Origin of the sequence: Streptococcus sp. 3705, from assembly GCF_013277145.1 — a bacterium.
Classification (GTDB): domain Bacteria; phylum Bacillota; class Bacilli; order Lactobacillales; family Streptococcaceae; genus Streptococcus.
Map to the genome: position 1 here is coordinate 58,064 of NZ_VMMJ01000017.1, position 18,403 is coordinate 76,466.

Here is an 18,403-nt window from a genome sequence, read left to right on the forward strand (position 1 = left end):
TCATCCCATGATTGAATTTCAAAATGTTAGTAAGTTGTATGGTGATAAAGAGGCTTTGAGCAATCTCAATTTGCAGATTGAAAATGGGGAGATTATGGGCTTGATTGGTCATAATGGTGCTGGAAAATCGACCACTATAAAATCCCTAGTCAGTATCATTTCACCCAGCAGTGGTCGTATTTTGGTAGACGGTCAGGAGTTATCGGAAAATCGCTTGGCTATTAAACGAAAGATTGGCTACGTAGCAGACTCGCCTGACTTGTTTTTACGCTTAACGGCCAATGAATTTTGGGAATTGATCGCCTCATCCTATGATCTGACTAGCTCTGACTTGGAGGCTAGTCTAGCTAGGCTATTGAGTGTTTTTGATTTTGCTGAAAATCGTTATCAGGTTATTGAAACCCTTTCTCACGGAATGCGTCAGAAAGTCTTTGTCATTGGGGCACTCTTGTCTGATCCTGATATTTGGGTCTTGGACGAACCCTTGACTGGTTTGGATCCCCAGGCTGCCTTTGATTTGAAGCAGATGATGAAGGAGCATGCGCAAAAAGGCAAGACGGTCTTGTTTTCAACCCATGTCCTAGAGGTGGCAGAGCAAGTCTGTGATCGGATTGCCATTTTGAAAAAGGGGCATTTGATTTATTGTGGTAGTGTAGAGGACTTGAGAAAAGACCACCCAGACCAGTCTTTGGAAAGTATCTACCTTAGCCTTGCTGGTAGAAAAGAGGAGGTTTCAGATGCGTCTCAAGGTCATTAAAAAATTAGTTGATATCAATATCCTCTATTCATCTCAAGAAGCGAATCTGGCTAACCTACGAAAGAAGCAGGCTAAGAATCCTGGGAAAAAAGTAAATGTTTCCGCTAGAATCCTAAGTTCTTACATTTTTTCTAGTCTCTTGATGCTTTTCATGTTTATAAATATAGCCTTTCGTTTTCCTTTTGAGGAAATGCCAAGTTTTTTTAGTAGCATGGTTGCTATTTTACTGGTGCTTGCCTTTTCAACTTCTTTCACTGCATTTTACAATGTCTTTTATGAGAGTAAGGACTTGGCATCGTATAGGCCCTATGCCTTTAAAGAATCAGAGATTATAATTGCTAAAGGACTGTCTGTTCTCTTGCCAGCTCTAGCTGGAATTGTGCCAATCCTAGCTTATTTTCTAGTCCTCTATATTAGGCTAGCTCCTTCTCTTTGGCTGGGCTTGCCTTTGATGCTGCTGTCCTTGGCCTTATTATTTGTCTCTGTTACTTTAGTGATGGTAGTGGCAGTACATTTCTTGGCTCAGACTACGGTCTTCAGAAAGTATCAGTCTATTTTTGCGAATGTGATGATTGGGATAGGAGTTCTCATACCTTTAATATTTGTCCTCTTTCTACAGTCGACTTTTGGAAGTATTGTTGACAAAGTTAGAGACATTCCATTTCTCCTTTATCCTCTTCATATCTTTTACAAAATAGCAGTGGCTCCTTTTTCGACAGAAGCCATCTTGGGTCTACTCGCTTGGATAGGACTAACTCTCTTCCTACTTTACCTGACCAAAAAGAAGGTTCTTCCTCATTTTTATGACGTGATTCTGCTTAACAGTGAGGAGAAGGTCAAGAAAGAACGTCGCAATAAGGAGAGAATTTCAACTACTAATAAAAAGGGCTTTTTCCGTATGGTTTTACGCTACCACCTCACCCTCTTGGGACAGGGAACTGGCGTGATTACAGTGCTTTTTACAAGTGCTTTTCTTCCTTATCTCATGATGATCGGTCTGATTTCCAAAATTCGAGATTCTCAGATAGTTCCAGATATTCATCCTCCATACTGGTTACCCTTGTTTTTTATAGCTCTCTTTATAGCAGTTGTCAATAACAATATCACCAGCCTGCATTCAATTGCCTTGTCCTTGGAGAGGGAAAATGTTGATTTTCTTAAGAGTTTACCCTTTGACTTTGCTCGTTATGTGAAAGTGAAATTTTGGATTATATTTGCTGTCCAGTCTTTTTTACCAGTTCTGACTTTACTTGGCCTTTCTCTATATCTAGGCTTGCCCATCCTTTCGATGATTTATCTTCTTGTAGTCTGGATCCTTGCCAGTGTCATCCTTTCTTGCCACCATTACCTTAAGGACGTGAAAAATTTGTCAACAAATTGGAGTAACATTACGGACCTGGTGAACCGTTCAAATCGTATAGTCGCAATTGTTTTGATTTTTATTTATAGTGCAATCTTAATGGCCTTTGTAATAGGGAGCTTATTCTTGGTTCGGTCTCTCGCCCCTGTCCTTGCCATCAGCTTGGGAGTAGGAGTTCTTATCCTCTTGCTTGCTCTTGCTATATTTAGCTATCATTACTACCTGTCACGCATATTGACAGAAATAGAAAAAGATGAGATAGTTGGTCGTTTGCTTGATACATTTTATAAAAAGAAATGAAGCTGAGCAAAAAAACACTTCTAACTATCAAAAAACGAGTATTTCCGTAGATGGAGATACTCGTTTTTCTAGGTCGTTTTTGTTACTATAACAACAAAACGACTAGAAATTTATAACAATATATAAATTCTATAGCATCAATTGCTTAAATTTTGGACTAGATTTTATCTATGATGTTTTGAAGATTAATGGAGCTTGAGATGTTTGCTATTTATGGATAGCATACAAAATCATTGTTACTGGCAAGCTCTCTCATGCTTTTGGGTTTGCCTTTCATCTAGTTATTCTTATAAAAATCCGTTTTATACTCAATGAAAAACAAAGAGCAAACTAGGAAGCTAGCCTCAGGTTGCTCAAAGCACCGCTTTGGGGTTGCAGATAAAGCTGACGTGGTTTGAAGAGTATTAGACTAATTTCCACTTTGGTAAGTCAAGTGGAAGTCACTTTGAGAAATTAGCCTGAAATAATTCCTATTTGTAAAACTCTGATAAGTCTTGGCTGATTTTCCAGAAATGTGGTATAATTTTTCTTATGGAAAAGATTATCATTACAGCAACTGCTGAAAGTATTGAACAAGTTAAACAACTGCTCGAAGCTGGCGTAGACCGTATCTATGTCGGTGAGAAAGATTTTGGCCTTCGTCTGCCAACAACCTTTAGTCATGACCAATTGCGTGAAATCGCTAATCTGGTTCATGATGCTGATAAGGAATTGATTGTTGCAGTCAATGCTCTCATGCACCAAGACATGATGGATCGTATCAAGCCCTTCCTCGATTTCTTGGAAGAAATTAAGACAGACTACATTACGATTGGGGATGCAGGTGTCTTTTACGTAGTCAACCGCGATGGTTATTCATTTAAGACCATCTACGATGCATCAACCATGGTAACTAGTAGTCGTCAGATAAACTTCTGGGGACAAAAGGCTGGCGCATCTGAGGCTGTTTTGGCGCGTGAAATTCCATCGGCTGAACTTTTCAAAATGCCAGAAATTTTGGAAATTCCTGCTGAAGTGTTGGTTTACGGTGCCAGTGTCATCCATCATTCTAAACGTCCGCTCTTGCAAAACTACTATAACTTTACGCATATCGATGATGAAAAGACTCGCAAGCGTGACCTCTTCTTGGCTGAGCCAAGTGACCCAGAGAGCCACTATTCCATTTTTGAAGACAATCATGGTACCCACATCTTTGCCAACAATGACCTCAATTTGATGACCAAATTGACAGAATTGGTGGAGCATGGTTTTACTCACTGGAAATTAGAAGGTCTCTATACACCTGGTCAGAACTTTGTTGAGATTGCAAAACTCTTTATACAAGCGCGTAGCTTGATTCAAGAGGGCAACTTTAGCCATGACCAAGCCTTCTTGCTAGATGAAGAAGTTCGCAAGTTACACCCTAAAAACCGTTTCCTTGATACAGGATTTTATGATTACGATCCTGACATGGTTAAATAAAGTAAATGATTCGTTGAGAGAAGGAAGATGCAAATATTTCTTCTCTCAATTTTTCTTATTCTCCAATATTTTCAAAAAAAATAAGTAGTCTAGGATGCTCTGTTTGCTGGGATTTTTAACACAAGTAACCTTCTTGAGTTTGAAAATTATCCTATGTTTGCAGGTGCCAAATAGCCCTTTTTTTGGTATAATTTTTTATAATGAAAACGATTGGTAATCGCTATGTTGTGGTTGATTTAGAGGCAACTAGCACAGGTAGTAAGGCTAAAATTATCCAAGTGGGAATTGTCGTGATTGAGGACGGAAAAATCGTCGATCACTATACGACGGATGTCAATCCCCATGAACCCTTGGATGCTCATATTAAAGAATTGACAGGGCTAACTGACCAACGTCTGGCGCAAGCACCTGATTTTTCGCAAGTTGCCAGAAAAATCTTTGACTTGGTGGAGGATGGGATTTTTGTAGCCCATAATGTTCAGTTTGATGCCAATCTTTTGGCGGAAAATTTATTTTTTGAAGGCTATGAACTAAAAAATCCTCGTGTTGACACGGTCGAATTGGCTCAGGTCTTTTTCCCTGAACTGGAAAAATATAGTTTGCCGATATTGTGTCGAGAATTAGGAATTCCTCTTAAACACGCTCACACAGCCCTTTCAGATGCCCAAGCCACTGCGGAATTACTCTTGTTTTTACGGGAAAAGATGGCCCAGCTTCCTAAAGGTCTCTTGGAACGCTTGCTGGAAATGGCTGACGCCCTCTTATATGAGTCCTACTTGGTTATTGAGGAAATTTATCGCAACCAATCTATCCTGACTTCTTCAGATTTGGTCCAAGTTCAAGGACTATATTTCAAGAAACTTGCAGCTCCCAATGAGCCACGAAAACTATCTCAAGATTTTTCTAAAAATATTTCTCTGTTGAACCTTGAAGTGAGGGAGGAACAAGAAAGTTTTGCTAAAGAGGTTGGCTTGCTATTGAAAGATGAGTCTGTATCTCTGATTCAAGCACCGACAGGGATTGGGAAAACTTATGGCTATCTCTTACCCGCTTTATCCCAAGTGGAAAATCGTCAGATTGTTCTTAGTGTTCCGACAAAGATTCTTCAAAATCAAATCATGGAAGAAGAAGGTAAACGTCTCAAGGAAGTGTTCCATATAGATATTCATAGTTTAAAGGGACCACACAATTATCTGAAGTTGGATGCCTTTTATCGTTCCTTGCAGGAAAATGATGAAAATCGCTTATTTAGACGCTTTAAAATGCAACTCTTGGTCTGGCTGACTGAGACAGAGACAGGAGATTTGGATGAAATCGGGCAACTCTACCGTTACCAACATTTTCTAACAGATCTTCGTCATGACGGGAATTTATCATCTCAGAGCTTATTTGTGACGGAAGATTTTTGGAAACGTAGTCAAGAAAGGGCAGAGACTTGCAAGCTTTTAGTGACCAATCATGCCTATCTTGTAACTAGACTTGAAGATAATCCTGAATTTATCAGCGACCGTTTACTGATTATTGATGAAGTCCAAAAAGTTTTGTTGGCTTTAGAAAATCTACTTCAAGAGACCTACGATATCCAGTCTATTGTCGATTTGCTTGATAAGACTTTACTGGAGGAGCAAAATAAGATCCAACAACGAATACTAGAAAGTATTCGCTTTGAGTGCCTCTACTTGATCGAACAATTTCAGTCTGGAAAATCTAGGAAAAATATCTTAGATTCTCTTGCAAATCTACATCAGTATTTTTCAGAATTAGAAGTAGAAGGCTTTGAGGAGCTGGTTCGCTATTTTACAGCTGAAGGTGATTACTGGCTCGAAACAACTGAAACGAGTCAAAAGAAAATTCAGATTTCTTCTACGAAATCAGGTCGTATTCTTCTGTCCTCTTTAGTTCCTGAGAGTTGCCAAGTCTTGGGAGTATCGGCTACTCTTGAGATTAGTCAGAGAGTTTCTTTGGCCGACCTTTTAGGCTATCCTGAAGCCAAATTTGTCAAGATTGAAGCTCGTAGAAAACAGGACCAAGAAGTGGTCTTGGTCAAAGATTTTCCTCTAGTAACAGAAACTTCCTTAGAAGTCTATGCCAAGGAGGTAGCTGATTTGCTGATGGGAGTTCAAGCTTTCCAACAACCGATTTTGGCTCTCTTTACTGCCAAAGACATGCTTCTAGCAGTATCGGATTTACTTCCAGTTAGCCATCTGTCCCAGTATAAAAATGGCGATGTTCATCAACTGAAGAAACGCTTTGAAAAAGGAGAACAACAAATATTGCTTGGTGCAGCAAGTTTCTGGGAGGGAGTTGATTTTTCAAGTCATCCTTTTGTGATTCAAGTTGTACCAAGACTTCCTTTCCAAAATCCTCAAGAGCCCTTGACGAAAAAGATCAATAAGGAACTAATTCAAGAAGGGAAAAATGCCTTTTATGATTATCAATTGCCAATGGCCATTATTCGTTTAAAACAGGCTTTGGGAAGAAGTATGAGACGTGAACACCAACGTTCCTTAACTCTTATTTTGGATAGGAGAATTGTCGGAAAACGATATGGTAAGCAAATAGTGACTTCTCTAGCAAAAGAAGCGACTGTTAAAACCGTCTCTCGATCCGAAGTTGATGAAGCTGTTGATAATTTTTTAAATGAACTTTGATAAATAGTATTGTATGAAAGTATAAGGTTAGTGTATATGAAACGTTCTCTCGACTCTAGAGTCGATTATAGTTTGCTCTTGCCAGTATTTTTTCTACTGGTCATCGGTGTGGTGGCTATCTATATAGCCGTTAGTCATGATTATCCAAATAATATTCTGCCCATTTTAGGGCAGCAGGTCGCCTGGATCACCTTGGGGCTTGTGATTGGTTTTATCGTCATGCTCTTTAATACAGAATTTCTTTGGAAAGTGACTCCCTTTCTGTATATTTTAGGCTTGGGACTTATGGTCTTGCCGATTGTCTTTTATAATCCAAGCTTAGTTGCATCAACGGGTGCCAAAAACTGGGTATCGGTAAATGGTATCACCTTGTTCCAGCCGTCAGAATTTATGAAGATATCCTATATCCTCATGTTGGCTCGTGTCATTGTCCAATTTACCAAAAAACATAAGGAATGGAGACGCACGGTTCCGCTGGACTTTTTGTTAATTTTTTGGATGATTCTCTTTACTATTCCAGTCCTAGTTCTTTTAGCACTTCAAAGTGACTTAGGGACGGCTTTGGTTTTTGTAGCCATTTTCTCAGGAATCGTTTTATTATCAGGGGTTTCTTGGAAAATTATTATCCCAGTATTTGTGACTGCTGTAACAGGAGTTGCTGGTTTCTTAGCCATCTTTATTAGCAAGGACGGACGAGCTTTTCTTCACCAGATTGGAATGCCGACCTACCAAATCAATCGGATCTTGGCTTGGCTCAATCCCTTTGAGTTTGCCCAAACAACGACTTACCAGCAGGCTCAAGGGCAGATTGCCATTGGGAGTGGTGGCTTATTTGGTCAGGGATTTAATGCTTCGAATCTGCTTATCCCAGTTCGAGAGTCAGACATGATTTTTACGGTTATTGCAGAAGATTTTGGCTTTATTGGCTCTGTCCTTGTTATCGCCCTTTATCTCATGTTGATTTATCGTATGTTGAAGATTACTCTCAAATCAAATAACCAGTTCTACACCTATATTTCCACAGGTTTGATTATGATGTTGCTCTTCCACATCTTTGAAAATATCGGTGCTGTGACGGGCTTGCTTCCTTTGACCGGGATTCCACTGCCTTTTATTTCGCAAGGGGGATCGGCTATTATCAGTAACTTGATCGGTGTTGGCTTGCTTTTATCGATGAGTTACCAGACAAATCTAGCTGAAGAAAAGAGTGGAAAAGTCCCATTCAAACGGAAAAAGGTTGTATTAAAACAAATTAAATAAGGAGAAAATCATGGTAACAGTAGCAGTTATGTTGGCTCAGGGCTTTGAAGAAATTGAAGCTTTGACAGTTGTGGATGTCTTGCGTCGGGCAAATATTACTTGTGATATGGTTGGTTTTGAAAAGCAAGTAACGGGTTCGCATGAAATCCAAGTAAGAGCAGATCGTGTCTTTGATGGAGATTTATCAGACTATGATATGATTGTCCTTCCTGGCGGAATGCCTGGTTCTGCACATTTGCGTGATAATCAGGCTTTGATTCAAGAATTGCAAAATTTCGAACAAGAAGGGAAGAAACTGGCGGCCATTTGTGCGGCACCAATTGCCCTCAATCAAGCTGGAGTATTGAAAAACAAGCAGTACACTTGTTATGACGGCGTTCAAGAGCAAATTCTTGATGGTCACTACGTCAAGGAAACAGTAGTGGTAGATGGTCAGTTGACAACCAGTCGAGGCCCTTCGACAGCTCTTGCCTTTGCCTACGAGTTGGTGGAGCAACTAGGAGGAGACGCAGAGACTTTACGAACAGGAATGCTCTATCGAGATGTCTTTGGTAAAAATCAGTAAAACGGGAGTTATTCTCTCGTTTTTTATGTGGAAAAATCAGGGAAATCATCGCTTTTTTCATAAAAAAATGCTATAATGAAGGGTATGAAATATCACGATTATATCTGGGATTTAGGTGGAACTTTACTGGATAATTATGAAACTTCAACAGCTGCATTTGTTGAAACATTGGCACTGTATGGCATCACACAAGACCATGACAGTGTTTATCAGGCTTTAAAGGTTTCTACTGATTTTGCGATTGAGACATTCGCTCCCAACTTAGAGCATTTTTTAGAAAAATACAAGGAAAATGAAGCCAGAGAGCTAGAACACCCGATTTTATTTGAAGGAGTTTCTGACTTATTGGAAGATATTTCAAAACAAGATGGGCGTCATTTTTTGGTCTCTCATCGAAATAATCAGGTCTTAGAAATTTTAGAAAAAACTTCTATAGCAACCTATTTTACAGAAGTGGTGACTTCTAGCTCAGGCTTTAAGAGAAAACCAAGTCCAGAGTCCATGATTTATTTAAGAGAAAAATATCAAATTAGTTCAGGTCTTGTCATTGGTGATCGACCGATTGATATCGAAGCAGGTCAATCTGCAGGACTAGCTACCCACTTGTTTACCAGTATCGTGAATTTAAGACAAGTATTAGACATATAAGAAAAAGGAATAAGATGACAGAAGAAATCAAAAATCTGCAGGCACAGGATTATGATGCCAGTCAAATTCAAGTTTTAGAGGGCTTAGAGGCTGTTCGGATGCGTCCAGGGATGTATATCGGGTCAACTTCAAAAGAAGGTCTTCACCATCTAGTCTGGGAAATTGTTGATAACTCAATTGATGAGGCCCTGGCAGGATTTGCCAGCCATATTCAAGTTTTTATTGAGCCAGATGATTCGATTACTGTTGTCGATGATGGGCGTGGTATCCCAGTCGATATTCAGGAAAAAACAGGCCGTCCTGCTGTTGAGACCGTCTTTACAGTCCTTCACGCTGGAGGAAAGTTCGGCGGTGGCGGATACAAGGTTTCAGGTGGTCTTCACGGAGTAGGGTCATCAGTCGTTAATGCTCTTTCCACTCAATTAGACGTCCATGTCCACAAAAACGGTAAGATTCATTACCAAGAATACCGTCGTGGTCATGTTGTCGCAGACCTTGAGGTGGTTGGGAATACAGATAGAACTGGAACAACGGTTCACTTCACACCAGATCCAGAAATCTTTACTGAAACAACAACCTTTGATTTTGATAAATTAAATAAACGGATTCAAGAGTTGGCCTTTCTAAATCGCGGTCTTCAAATCTCCATCACAGATAAGCGCCAAGGTTTGGAACAAACCAAGCATTACCATTATGAAGGTGGGATTGCTAGTTACGTTGAATATATCAATGAGAATAAGGATGTTATCTTTGATACACCAATTTACACAGATGGTGAGATGGATGATATCACAGTTGAGGTAGCCATGCAGTACACAACTGGTTACCATGAAAATGTCATGAGTTTCGCCAATAATATTCATACACATGAAGGTGGAACGCATGAACAAGGTTTCCGTACAGCTTTGACTCGTGTTATCAACGATTATGCTCGTAAGAATAAGTTACTGAAAGACAATGAAGACAACCTAACTGGGGAAGATGTCCGCGAAGGATTAACTGCAGTTATCTCAGTTAAACACCCAAATCCACAGTTTGAAGGACAAACTAAGACAAAACTGGGGAATAGCGAAGTGGTCAAGATTACCAATCGCCTCTTCAGTGAAGCCTTCTCCGATTTCCTCATGGAAAATCCACAGATTGCCAAACGTATCGTGGAAAAAGGGATTTTGGCTGCTAAGGCTCGTGTGGCTGCCAAGCGTGCGCGTGAAGTTACTCGTAAAAAATCTGGTTTGGAAATTTCCAACCTTCCAGGGAAACTAGCAGACTGTTCTTCTAATAACCCTGCTGAAACAGAACTCTTCATCGTCGAAGGAGACTCAGCTGGTGGATCAGCCAAATCTGGTCGTAACCGTGAGTTTCAGGCTATCCTTCCAATTCGCGGTAAGATTTTGAACGTTGAAAAAGCAAGTATGGATAAGATTCTTGCTAACGAAGAAATTCGTAGTCTTTTCACAGCCATGGGAACAGGATTTGGCGCAGAATTTGATGTTTCGAAAGCCCGTTACCAAAAACTCGTTTTGATGACCGATGCCGATGTCGATGGAGCCCACATTCGTACCCTTCTTTTGACCTTGATTTATCGTTATATGAAACCAATCCTAGAAGCTGGTTATGTTTATATTGCCCAACCACCAATCTATGGTGTCAAGGTTGGAAGCGAGATTAAAGAATATATTCAGCCAGGAGCAGATCAAGAAATTAAACTCCAAGAAGCCTTGGCTCGCCATAGTGAAGGACGTGCCAAACCAACCATTCAGCGTTATAAAGGTCTGGGTGAAATGGATGATCACCAATTATGGGAAACAACCATGGATCCCGAACATCGCTTGATGGCCAGAGTTTCTGTGGACGATGCTGCAGAAGCAGATAAAATCTTTGATATGTTGATGGGGGATCGAGTAGAACCTCGTCGTGAGTTTATCGAAGAAAATGCTGTCTATAGCACGTTGGATGTCTAAAAAATTGGGAGAAGTAGTTCCCTTGGTCTAAAAAATATGATATAATCATTACGATTGTTTCAAGTAAAAAAGGAGTTTGATATGTCTAATGGACAACTAATTTATTTAATGGTTGCAATTGCAGTCATTTTAGTTCTGGCTTATGTAGTGGCAATCTTTCTACGTAAGCGAAACGAGGGAAGATTAGAGGCGCTAGAAGAAAGAAAAGAAGAACTATACAATCTTCCAGTAAATGATGAAGTAGAAGCTGTAAAAAATATGCACTTGATTGGACAAAGTCAAGTGGCTTTCCGTGAATGGAATCAAAAATGGGTCGATTTATCTCTCAACTCTTTTGCCGATATTGAAAATAATCTCTTTGAAGCAGAAGGCTATAACCATTCATTTCGTTTTCTCAAGGCCAGTCATCAAATTGACCAAATTGAGAGTCAAATTACTTTGATTGAAGAAGATATTGCTGAAATTCGCAATGCTTTGGCAGACTTAGAGAAGCAAGAATCTAAAAATAGTGGTCGTGTTCTTCATACTTTGGATTTATTTGAGGAACTTCAGCATAGAGTTGCTGAAAATTCAGAACAGTATGGTCAAGCCTTGGATGAAATTGAAAAACAATTAGAAAATATCCAATCTGAATTTTCACAATTTGTAACCTTGAATTCATCGGGTGACCCAGTAGAAGCTGCTGTGATTTTGGATAATGCTGAAAATCATATCTTGGCTTTGACACATATTGTTGATCGTATACCAGCAATTGTAACAACATTATCTAAAGACCTACCAGATCAACTAGAAGATTTAGAAGATGGTTATCGTAAGCTCTTAGATGCTAATTATCATTTTGTTGAAACGGATATTGAAGCGCGTTTCCACTTGCTTTATGAAGCATTCAAGAAAAACCAAGAGAATATTCGTCAGTTGGAATTGGATAATGCCGAATATGAGAATGGACAGGCACAAGAGGAAATCAATGCCTTGTATGATATTTTTACTCGAGAAATTGCTGCTCAGAAAGTAGTGGAAAATCTACTTGCAACTCTTCCAACTTACCTTCAACATATGAAAGAGAATAATACTTTATTGGGAGAAGATATTGCACGTTTGAGCAAGACCTATTTACTTCCTGAGACAGCTGCAAGCCATGTTCGTCGTATTCAGACAGAATTAGAGAGTTTTGAGGCAGCTATTGTTGAGGTAACTTCAAATCAAGAAGAACCAACCCAAGCTTATTCAATTCTTGAAGAAAATCTTGAGGATTTACAAACTCAACTAAAAGATATTGAAGATGAGCAAATTTCAGTTAGTGAGCGCCTGACACAAATTGAGAAAGATGATATCAATGCACGTCAAAAGGCCAATGTTTATGTCAATCGTCTCCATACTATCAAGCGATACATGGAAAAACGCAATCTGCCAGGTATTCCACAAACTTTCTTGAAGTTATTCTTTACGGCAAGCAATAATACCGAGGATTTAATGGTTGAGTTAGAACAAAAAATGATTAACATTGAATCTGTTACCCGAGTTCTTGAAATTGCAACGAATGATATGGAAGCTTTAGAAACGGAAACTTATAATATTGTACAATATGCAACTTTGACAGAACAATTATTACAATATTCTAACCGCTATCGCTCATTTGATGAACGCATTCAAGAAGCATTTAACGAAGCTTTAGATATTTTTGAAAAAGAATTTGATTATCACGCTTCATTTGACAAGATTTCTCAAGCATTGGAAGTGGCAGAGCCTGGTGTAACCAATCGCTTTGTTACCTCATATGAGAAAACACGTGAAACGATTCGTTTTTAATAAAAGAAAAAGATTTGATTGTGTGAGAAACAGAATCAAATCTTTTTCTATAGTAATATCATGAGCAAAAGAATTCAAAATGATAAAAACGCATAATAGCGGGTTTAGGAACTCTTGCTACTATGCGTTTTATTATGGAAAGACTTATTGGACTTTCTCTCAAATCGAGTTTTTACTCAAGTTCTTTATTTGATTGGAATTGAAATTCCAATCAATTTTTCTGAGTAGAGTGTCTTGATATTGGCCTCATCAATAGATTCCTTATCAATTTTACGTTTCAAGAAAAATTCTTGAATGGTTTCGATTTCAGGCTCACGAATAGCACGGTGTTTATTTGAGATGAGGATTTCATAGTGAAGCGGAGCTTGGGTAAAAATAACATCTGTATTCCCTGCAGAATAAACCTCAACAAGGGTTGCATCGGTACTTTCTAGCTGACTTTTTACAAGTTGCGAGTGTGAGTTTGTCGTATTGATAAGCTTCATAATATTTCCTCCGATTTTCTAATTCTATTATAGCACTTTTTGAATAAAGTCGCTTGATTTATACTCAATGAAAATCAAAGAGCAAACTAGGAAGCTAGCCGCGGGTTGCTCAAAACACAGTTTTGAGACTGTAGATAAGACTGACGAAGTCAGTGACCATATCTAAGGTAAGGCGACGCTGACGTAGTTTGAAGAGATTTTCGAAGAGTATTAGTCAATCTTATGCTGTTTTTTCCAAGATTGGATGGCCCATTTATGACTACCACGTTTGAGATTTTCAATAGCCTCGTCAATAGGGAACCAAGCAATATGATTAAAGTCTTCTAGTGGTTTTTGAACTTCTTTGAAAGAAGTCGCTTCATAGAGGTAGGCAGGATTGTAGTAGTAGGTGTCACGATGACGAGAGTAGAAATATTCGTCAGCTTGTCCGTAATAAGTACCAATTTCAGCTGTGAAACCAAGCTCTTCAATCAATTCACGCTTTAGGGCTTCCTGATGATTTTCACCTGATTCAATTTCGCCACCCGGTAAGAACCAAGCACCATTAGGAGCTTGAACTAAAACTATTTGTTTTTGTTCAGCGTCTGGAATAACTGCATATACACCGTAACGTGAAACATAGTCTGTATTCGCTTTTTTTTCTCCGAAAGTTGGGTTTGCCATTGCATTTTCCTCATTATCTAGTATCGTTATTATTATCATAATGGACAAAGGGCAAGCTGTCAAGAACTTATAGTTATTTTAGTAAAAAAGAGCAGAAAATTTTCATTTTCTACTCCTTTTCTATAGGATTTATACTTCTTTTTCAGAAGTTTTTACTTCAGCTTTTTTGGCAGATTTGATTTGAATGTTGCCCTTGCTGGTCATAACTGCCTTGAGGTCTTTTTCGCTTGGATTTTCAAGGTAGTAATCAGTGATTGCGTCCTCAATATAGTCTTGAATAGTGCGGCGAAGTGGGCGTGCTCCCATTTTTGGATCATAACCGAGGTCAACCAATTTTTCCTTGACCTTGTCTGTCACATCGAGATGGATATTGTTGCTAGAGAGGCGCTTGTTAACATCTGCTAGCATGAGCTCGACAATCTGAAGGAGATTATCCTTGCTGAGAGATTTGAACTCGATAATGCCATCAAAACGGTTCATAAACTCTGGGCTAAAGAAGTTACCGAGTTCACCGAGAACAGAGTTGGTACGTCCTTCGCGAGCTGCCCCAAAACCAACGCTGGCTTCGGCCTTACCTGTACCTGCATTTGAAGTCATGATGATGATTGTGTCCTTGAAGCTAACGGTACGTCCTTGCCCATCTGTCAAACGACCATCGTCTAAGACCTGAAGGAACATGTGCATAACATCAGGATGGGCTTTTTCCACTTCATCCAGGAGAATAAGAGAGTAGGGATTACGACGGATTTTTTCAGTTAATTGCCCAGCCTCATCGTAGCCAACATAACCTGGAGGGGCGCCGACCAACTTAGCTACGCTGTGTTTTTCCATGTATTCACTCATGTCAAAGCGAATCATGCTGTCAGCAGAACCAAAGAGTTCGATAGCTAGTTGTTTGGAAAGTTCTGTCTTACCGACACCAGTTGGTCCGACAAAGAGGAAGCTTCCAATTGGGCGGTTAGGGGTACCAAGTCCGACACGATTCCGGCGAATAGCCTTGGCAATCTTATCGACTGCATCATCCTGCCCAATAACATGAGACTTGAGATCTTCGGCTAGATGGATGAGTTGAGATTGTTCTTTCTCTTTCAAATCGCCAACAGGGATATTGGTTTTCTGCTCGATAATGTGCTCAATGGTTTTCTCACTGATGATAGGAGTATCTTGGTCTGTGACCTTTTTCTTTTGCATTTCCTTATATTTGGCAATCTGATCGCGGAAATAGGCGGCCTTCTCAAAATCTTCCTCCCGTGTAGCTTGAGATTTGAGATTTTCAGCCTCAATCAAGCGCTGATCAATGACTTTAGGGTCTACAAAATTCAAGGTCAAATTCATCTTGGAACCAGCTTCATCTAGGAGGTCAATGGCCTTGTCAGGTAAGAAGCGATCTTGGATGTAACGATTGGAAAGAGTTGCAGCTGCTTCAATTGCAGCATCGGTATACTGAACATGGTGGTAGTCTTCGTATTTCTTTTGAATTCCTTTGAGGATAATGATTGTTTCGTCCACCGTTGGTTCGTCGACTTTGACAGGCTGCATACGACGCTCTAGGGCAGCATCCTTTTCAATGATACGGTATTCATTGAGAGTAGTAGCGCCGACCAGTTGCAGTTCCCCACGAGCAAGGGCTGGCTTGAGGATATTTCCTGCATCCATATTGCCATCGCCTGCAGAACCAGCACCGACAATTTCATGGATTTCATCGATAAAGAGGATGATGTCCTCACGTTTGCGAATTTCTTCCATGAGTTTTTGCATGCGTTCTTCAAATTGTCCACGAATACCCGTTCCTTGAACTAAGCTAACCACATCCAGACGGATGACTTGTTTACCTTGGAGTTTATGTGGAACATCGCCATCAACGATTTTCTGAGCTAGGCCTTCGACAACGGCCGTTTTTCCGACACCAGGTTCACCGATAAGAACAGGATTATTCTTGGTTCTACGATTGAGAATCTCGATGACACGGATAATCTCATCGTCGCGCCCAATAACGGGATCAATGTCTCCACGACGGGCAATCTCAGTTACGTTGATACCAAATTCTTCCAGCAGCCCTTTTTCTTGGCTAGGTGGCGGAGTTTGAGTGGATCCACGATTTTGGGAACCATAACCGCCGTTTCCACCGTAACCTCCACCTGATTGGGTTGGGGGAATAGGAGGAGTGTTGTTAGAAGGTCTGAAATTGTTTAGATCATTGAAGAAATCATCAAAGGGATCAAAGTCACGATTGTTCAGATCCGTCATACCTTTGAAGAGGCTATTGTTAGGATCTGTTTTGATAATCTTATAGCAGTTTTGACAGAGGTCAATTTGTTTTTGCTTTCCATTAAGATTGGTATAAAGATGAATTGTTGAGTCATTGATTTTACAGTTTTGACAAAGCATACATCTACCTCATTTCTTTCTTTAGCTTGACCTGTTTAAAGGTCAAAAATAGTCAAATTCTATACTCTCATTATAACAGGATTGGGGTGTAAAGCAAGTAAAAAGATTGCAGCTTTGAGAAGTTGTTACAATGAAGATCTTTGTGAATTTGGACTATAAAAAAATCCTATTTGTGAGACAAAAAGGATTTTGGTTAGACATGCAGGGACAATCCCAGCTTGTTTTAGATTAGTAGAGGAGTTCGTAAATCTCCATTGCAATTAAGTCAATGCTGTCAAAAGTATATGTTTCGCGAGCTTCTACATCACGAAGGGTAAAGATTGAGCCGTTTTCTTCGTCGTGGCTGTACGCAACTTCTGCAACAACAACTCCTTCGCGTTCAAAATTACGTTTTAAATTTCCGCCATCGTTTGCCATTGCTTCAAGGCGGTTGATGATTCTAACCAAATGTGATTCCATTTTGATTCTCCTTCATTTCTTATCGTTACTATTTTACCATAAAGGAGGCCAACTTGACTAGAAAAAAACTAAGATTTCTCGCTAATTCTGCTAGTTGCTAACTTTTCAAAGTAACTTCCACTTGACTTGCCGAAGTGGAAATTAGTCTAAAACGGATTTTTATGGTGGAATTAAGTGTGAGATGTTTGAGTTAGAAATGAGGTCCGAAAAGTCTCAGACTTAATTTAAGCATCATTCGTCGTCTGAGACTAACTTCCAGTTTTGGGAGAGAGGTGGAAGTTACTTTGAGAAGTTACGTCACGAAAAAGTTTAAAAAAAGTTTGCAAAAATCTTGCATTCTTTTTTTGACTATGCTATACTTATATACGGTTTGAAAAAACTGCCTAAGACAGTAGGGGAGTTCGACTCATAAGGATCCTACCGAGGACAAAACGTATCATGTAAAAAGAAGCGTATTGTACTTTCGTGTCTAGGTTTGGGCGCGTTTTTCTTTTGAAAAATTTCCCCAAGCAAAATAATTACGGAGGTGAACACACTAATGAGTGAAGCAATTATTGCTAAAAAAGCGGAACTAGTTGACGTAGTAGCTGAAAAAATGAAAGCTGCTGCATCTATCGTCGTTGTTGACGCTCGTGGTTTGACAGTTGAGCAAGATACAGTTCTTCGTCGTGAGCTTCGTGGAAGCGAAGTTGAGTACAAAGTTATTAAAAACTCAATCTTGCGTCGTGCAGCTGAAAAAGCTGGTCTTGAAGATCTTGCATCTGTATTTGTTGGACCATCTGCAGTAGCATTTTCTAACGAAGATGTTATCGCACCAGCGAAAATCTTGAACGACTTTTCTAAAAACGCTGAAGCACTTGAAATCAAAGGTGGTGCAATCGAAGGCGCTGTCGCATCTAAAGAAGAGATTCTTGCTCTAGCAACTCTTCCAAATCGCGAAGGACTTCTTTCTATGCTCCTTTCTGTACTTCAAGCGCCAGTGCGCAACGTTGCTCTTGCAGTCAAAGCGGTTGCAGAAAGCAAAGAAGACGCAGCTTAATCTTAAGCTACGCATCGTAGCCTAGCTACGAAAAATCTATTATAAATTTAAAAACATATTTGGAGGAAATAACAATGGCATTGAACATTGAAAACATTATTGCTGAAATTAAAGAAGCTTCAATCCTTGAATTGAACGACCTTGTAAAAGCTATCGAAGAAGAATTTGGTGTAACTGCAGCTGCTCCTGTAGCTGTTGCTGCAGCTGGTGCTGCTGACGCTGGTGCTGCTAAAGATTCATTCGACGTTGAATTGACATCTGCAGGCGACAAAAAAGTTGGCGTTATCAAAGTTGTACGTGAAATCACAGGTCTTGGTCTTAAAGAAGCTAAAGAACTTGTTGACGGTGCACCAGCACTTGTTAAAGAAGGCGTTGCAACTGCAGAAGCTGAAGAAATCAAAGCTAAATTGGAAGAAGCTGGAGCTTCAGTTACTCTTAAATAAGAGAGCGACTACATTAATAGCTTAAAAACATGATTAAACCGCTATTCTTAGGAGTAGCGGTTTTTCTTTTTGTATAAAAAAGTTGGCGAGTAAGTAATACTCAATGAAAATCAAATAGCAAACTAGGAAGCTAGTCGCAGGTTGCTCAAAACAC

At 39.6% G+C, this 18,403-nt stretch carries 15 protein-coding genes and 1 other annotated feature; of the genes, 11 read left to right on the plus strand and 4 right to left on the minus strand.

Features of this window, described 5'->3' with window-relative positions:
• The first annotated feature begins 7 nt into the window (after nucleotides 1–7).
• From HT714_RS05870 to ezrA, 9 genes are all read left to right on the plus strand, one after another.
• Nucleotides 8–757, plus strand: coding sequence for an ABC transporter ATP-binding protein (locus HT714_RS05870; protein WP_050242125.1), 750 nt, complete (start codon nucleotides 8–10; stop codon nucleotides 755–757).
• Entirely contained in the window at nucleotides 738–2,417 is a 1,680-nt protein-coding gene (locus HT714_RS05875) for a hypothetical protein (protein ID WP_173226691.1), read from the plus strand. The genes HT714_RS05870 and HT714_RS05875 overlap by 20 nt, the downstream gene beginning before the upstream one ends.
• Nucleotides 2,418–2,948: 531 nt before the next feature.
• On the plus strand, nucleotides 2,949–3,878 hold the full coding sequence (locus tag HT714_RS05880; RefSeq protein WP_173226689.1) for a peptidase U32 family protein: 930 nt from the start codon (nucleotides 2,949–2,951) through the stop codon (nucleotides 3,876–3,878).
• A 200-nt stretch (nucleotides 3,879–4,078) separates the two neighbouring features.
• A complete protein-coding gene (locus HT714_RS05885; protein WP_173226687.1) occupies nucleotides 4,079–6,529 on the plus strand; it encodes a bifunctional DnaQ family exonuclease/ATP-dependent helicase in 2,451 nt (816 codons plus the stop codon).
• Between the two features lie 36 nt (nucleotides 6,530–6,565).
• On the plus strand, nucleotides 6,566–7,789 hold the full coding sequence (locus HT714_RS05890; protein WP_173226685.1) for an FtsW/RodA/SpoVE family cell cycle protein: 1,224 nt from the start codon (nucleotides 6,566–6,568) through the stop codon (nucleotides 7,787–7,789).
• Nucleotides 7,790–7,799: 10 nt separating this feature from the next.
• The gene (locus HT714_RS05895) at nucleotides 7,800–8,354 is read left to right on the plus strand and encodes a DJ-1 family glyoxalase III (protein WP_173226683.1); all 555 of its coding nucleotides are present in this window, start codon (nucleotides 7,800–7,802) and stop codon (nucleotides 8,352–8,354) included.
• Between the two features lie 84 nt (nucleotides 8,355–8,438).
• Nucleotides 8,439–9,002, plus strand: a complete 564-nt coding sequence (locus HT714_RS05900) for an HAD family hydrolase (protein WP_173226681.1) — start codon at nucleotides 8,439–8,441, stop codon at nucleotides 9,000–9,002.
• Between the two features lie 14 nt (nucleotides 9,003–9,016).
• The gene (gyrB, locus tag HT714_RS05905) at nucleotides 9,017–10,963 is read left to right on the plus strand and encodes a DNA topoisomerase (ATP-hydrolyzing) subunit B (protein ID WP_173226679.1); all 1,947 of its coding nucleotides are present in this window, start codon (nucleotides 9,017–9,019) and stop codon (nucleotides 10,961–10,963) included.
• 81 nt (nucleotides 10,964–11,044) lie between these two features.
• Nucleotides 11,045–12,772, plus strand: a complete 1,728-nt coding sequence (ezrA, locus tag HT714_RS05910) for a septation ring formation regulator EzrA (protein WP_173226677.1) — start codon at nucleotides 11,045–11,047, stop codon at nucleotides 12,770–12,772.
• A gap of 185 nt (nucleotides 12,773–12,957) precedes the next feature.
• Here the strand turns inward: ezrA and HT714_RS05915 are convergent, their stop codons facing one another.
• From HT714_RS05915 to HT714_RS05930, 4 genes are all read right to left on the minus strand, one after another.
• Entirely contained in the window at nucleotides 12,958–13,257 is a 300-nt protein-coding gene (locus HT714_RS05915; protein ID WP_061439313.1) for a DUF1827 family protein, read from the minus strand.
• A gap of 210 nt (nucleotides 13,258–13,467) precedes the next feature.
• A complete protein-coding gene (locus HT714_RS05920) occupies nucleotides 13,468–13,920 on the minus strand; it encodes an NUDIX hydrolase (protein ID WP_173226675.1) in 453 nt (150 codons plus the stop codon).
• 129 nt (nucleotides 13,921–14,049) lie between these two features.
• Nucleotides 14,050–16,308, minus strand: a complete 2,259-nt coding sequence (locus tag HT714_RS05925) for an ATP-dependent Clp protease ATP-binding subunit (RefSeq protein WP_173251639.1) — start codon at nucleotides 16,306–16,308, stop codon at nucleotides 14,050–14,052.
• 228 nt (nucleotides 16,309–16,536) lie between these two features.
• The gene (locus HT714_RS05930) at nucleotides 16,537–16,767 is read right to left on the minus strand and encodes a DUF1797 family protein (RefSeq protein WP_000443574.1); all 231 of its coding nucleotides are present in this window, start codon (nucleotides 16,765–16,767) and stop codon (nucleotides 16,537–16,539) included.
• Nucleotides 16,768–17,131: 364 nt separating this feature from the next.
• Nucleotides 17,132–17,267, plus strand: a sequence feature (ribosomal protein L10 leader region).
• A gap of 38 nt (nucleotides 17,268–17,305) precedes the next feature.
• Between HT714_RS05930 and rplJ the strand changes: the two genes are divergently transcribed.
• Nucleotides 17,306–17,806, plus strand: a complete 501-nt coding sequence (gene rplJ / locus HT714_RS05935; protein ID WP_001287278.1) for a 50S ribosomal protein L10 — start codon at nucleotides 17,306–17,308, stop codon at nucleotides 17,804–17,806.
• A 74-nt stretch (nucleotides 17,807–17,880) separates the two neighbouring features.
• Nucleotides 17,881–18,249: a 50S ribosomal protein L7/L12 gene (gene rplL, locus HT714_RS05940; RefSeq protein WP_001196965.1), complete on the plus strand. Its 369-nt coding sequence runs from the start codon at nucleotides 17,881–17,883 to the stop codon at nucleotides 18,247–18,249.
• The last annotated feature ends 154 nt before the right edge of the window (nucleotides 18,250–18,403 follow it).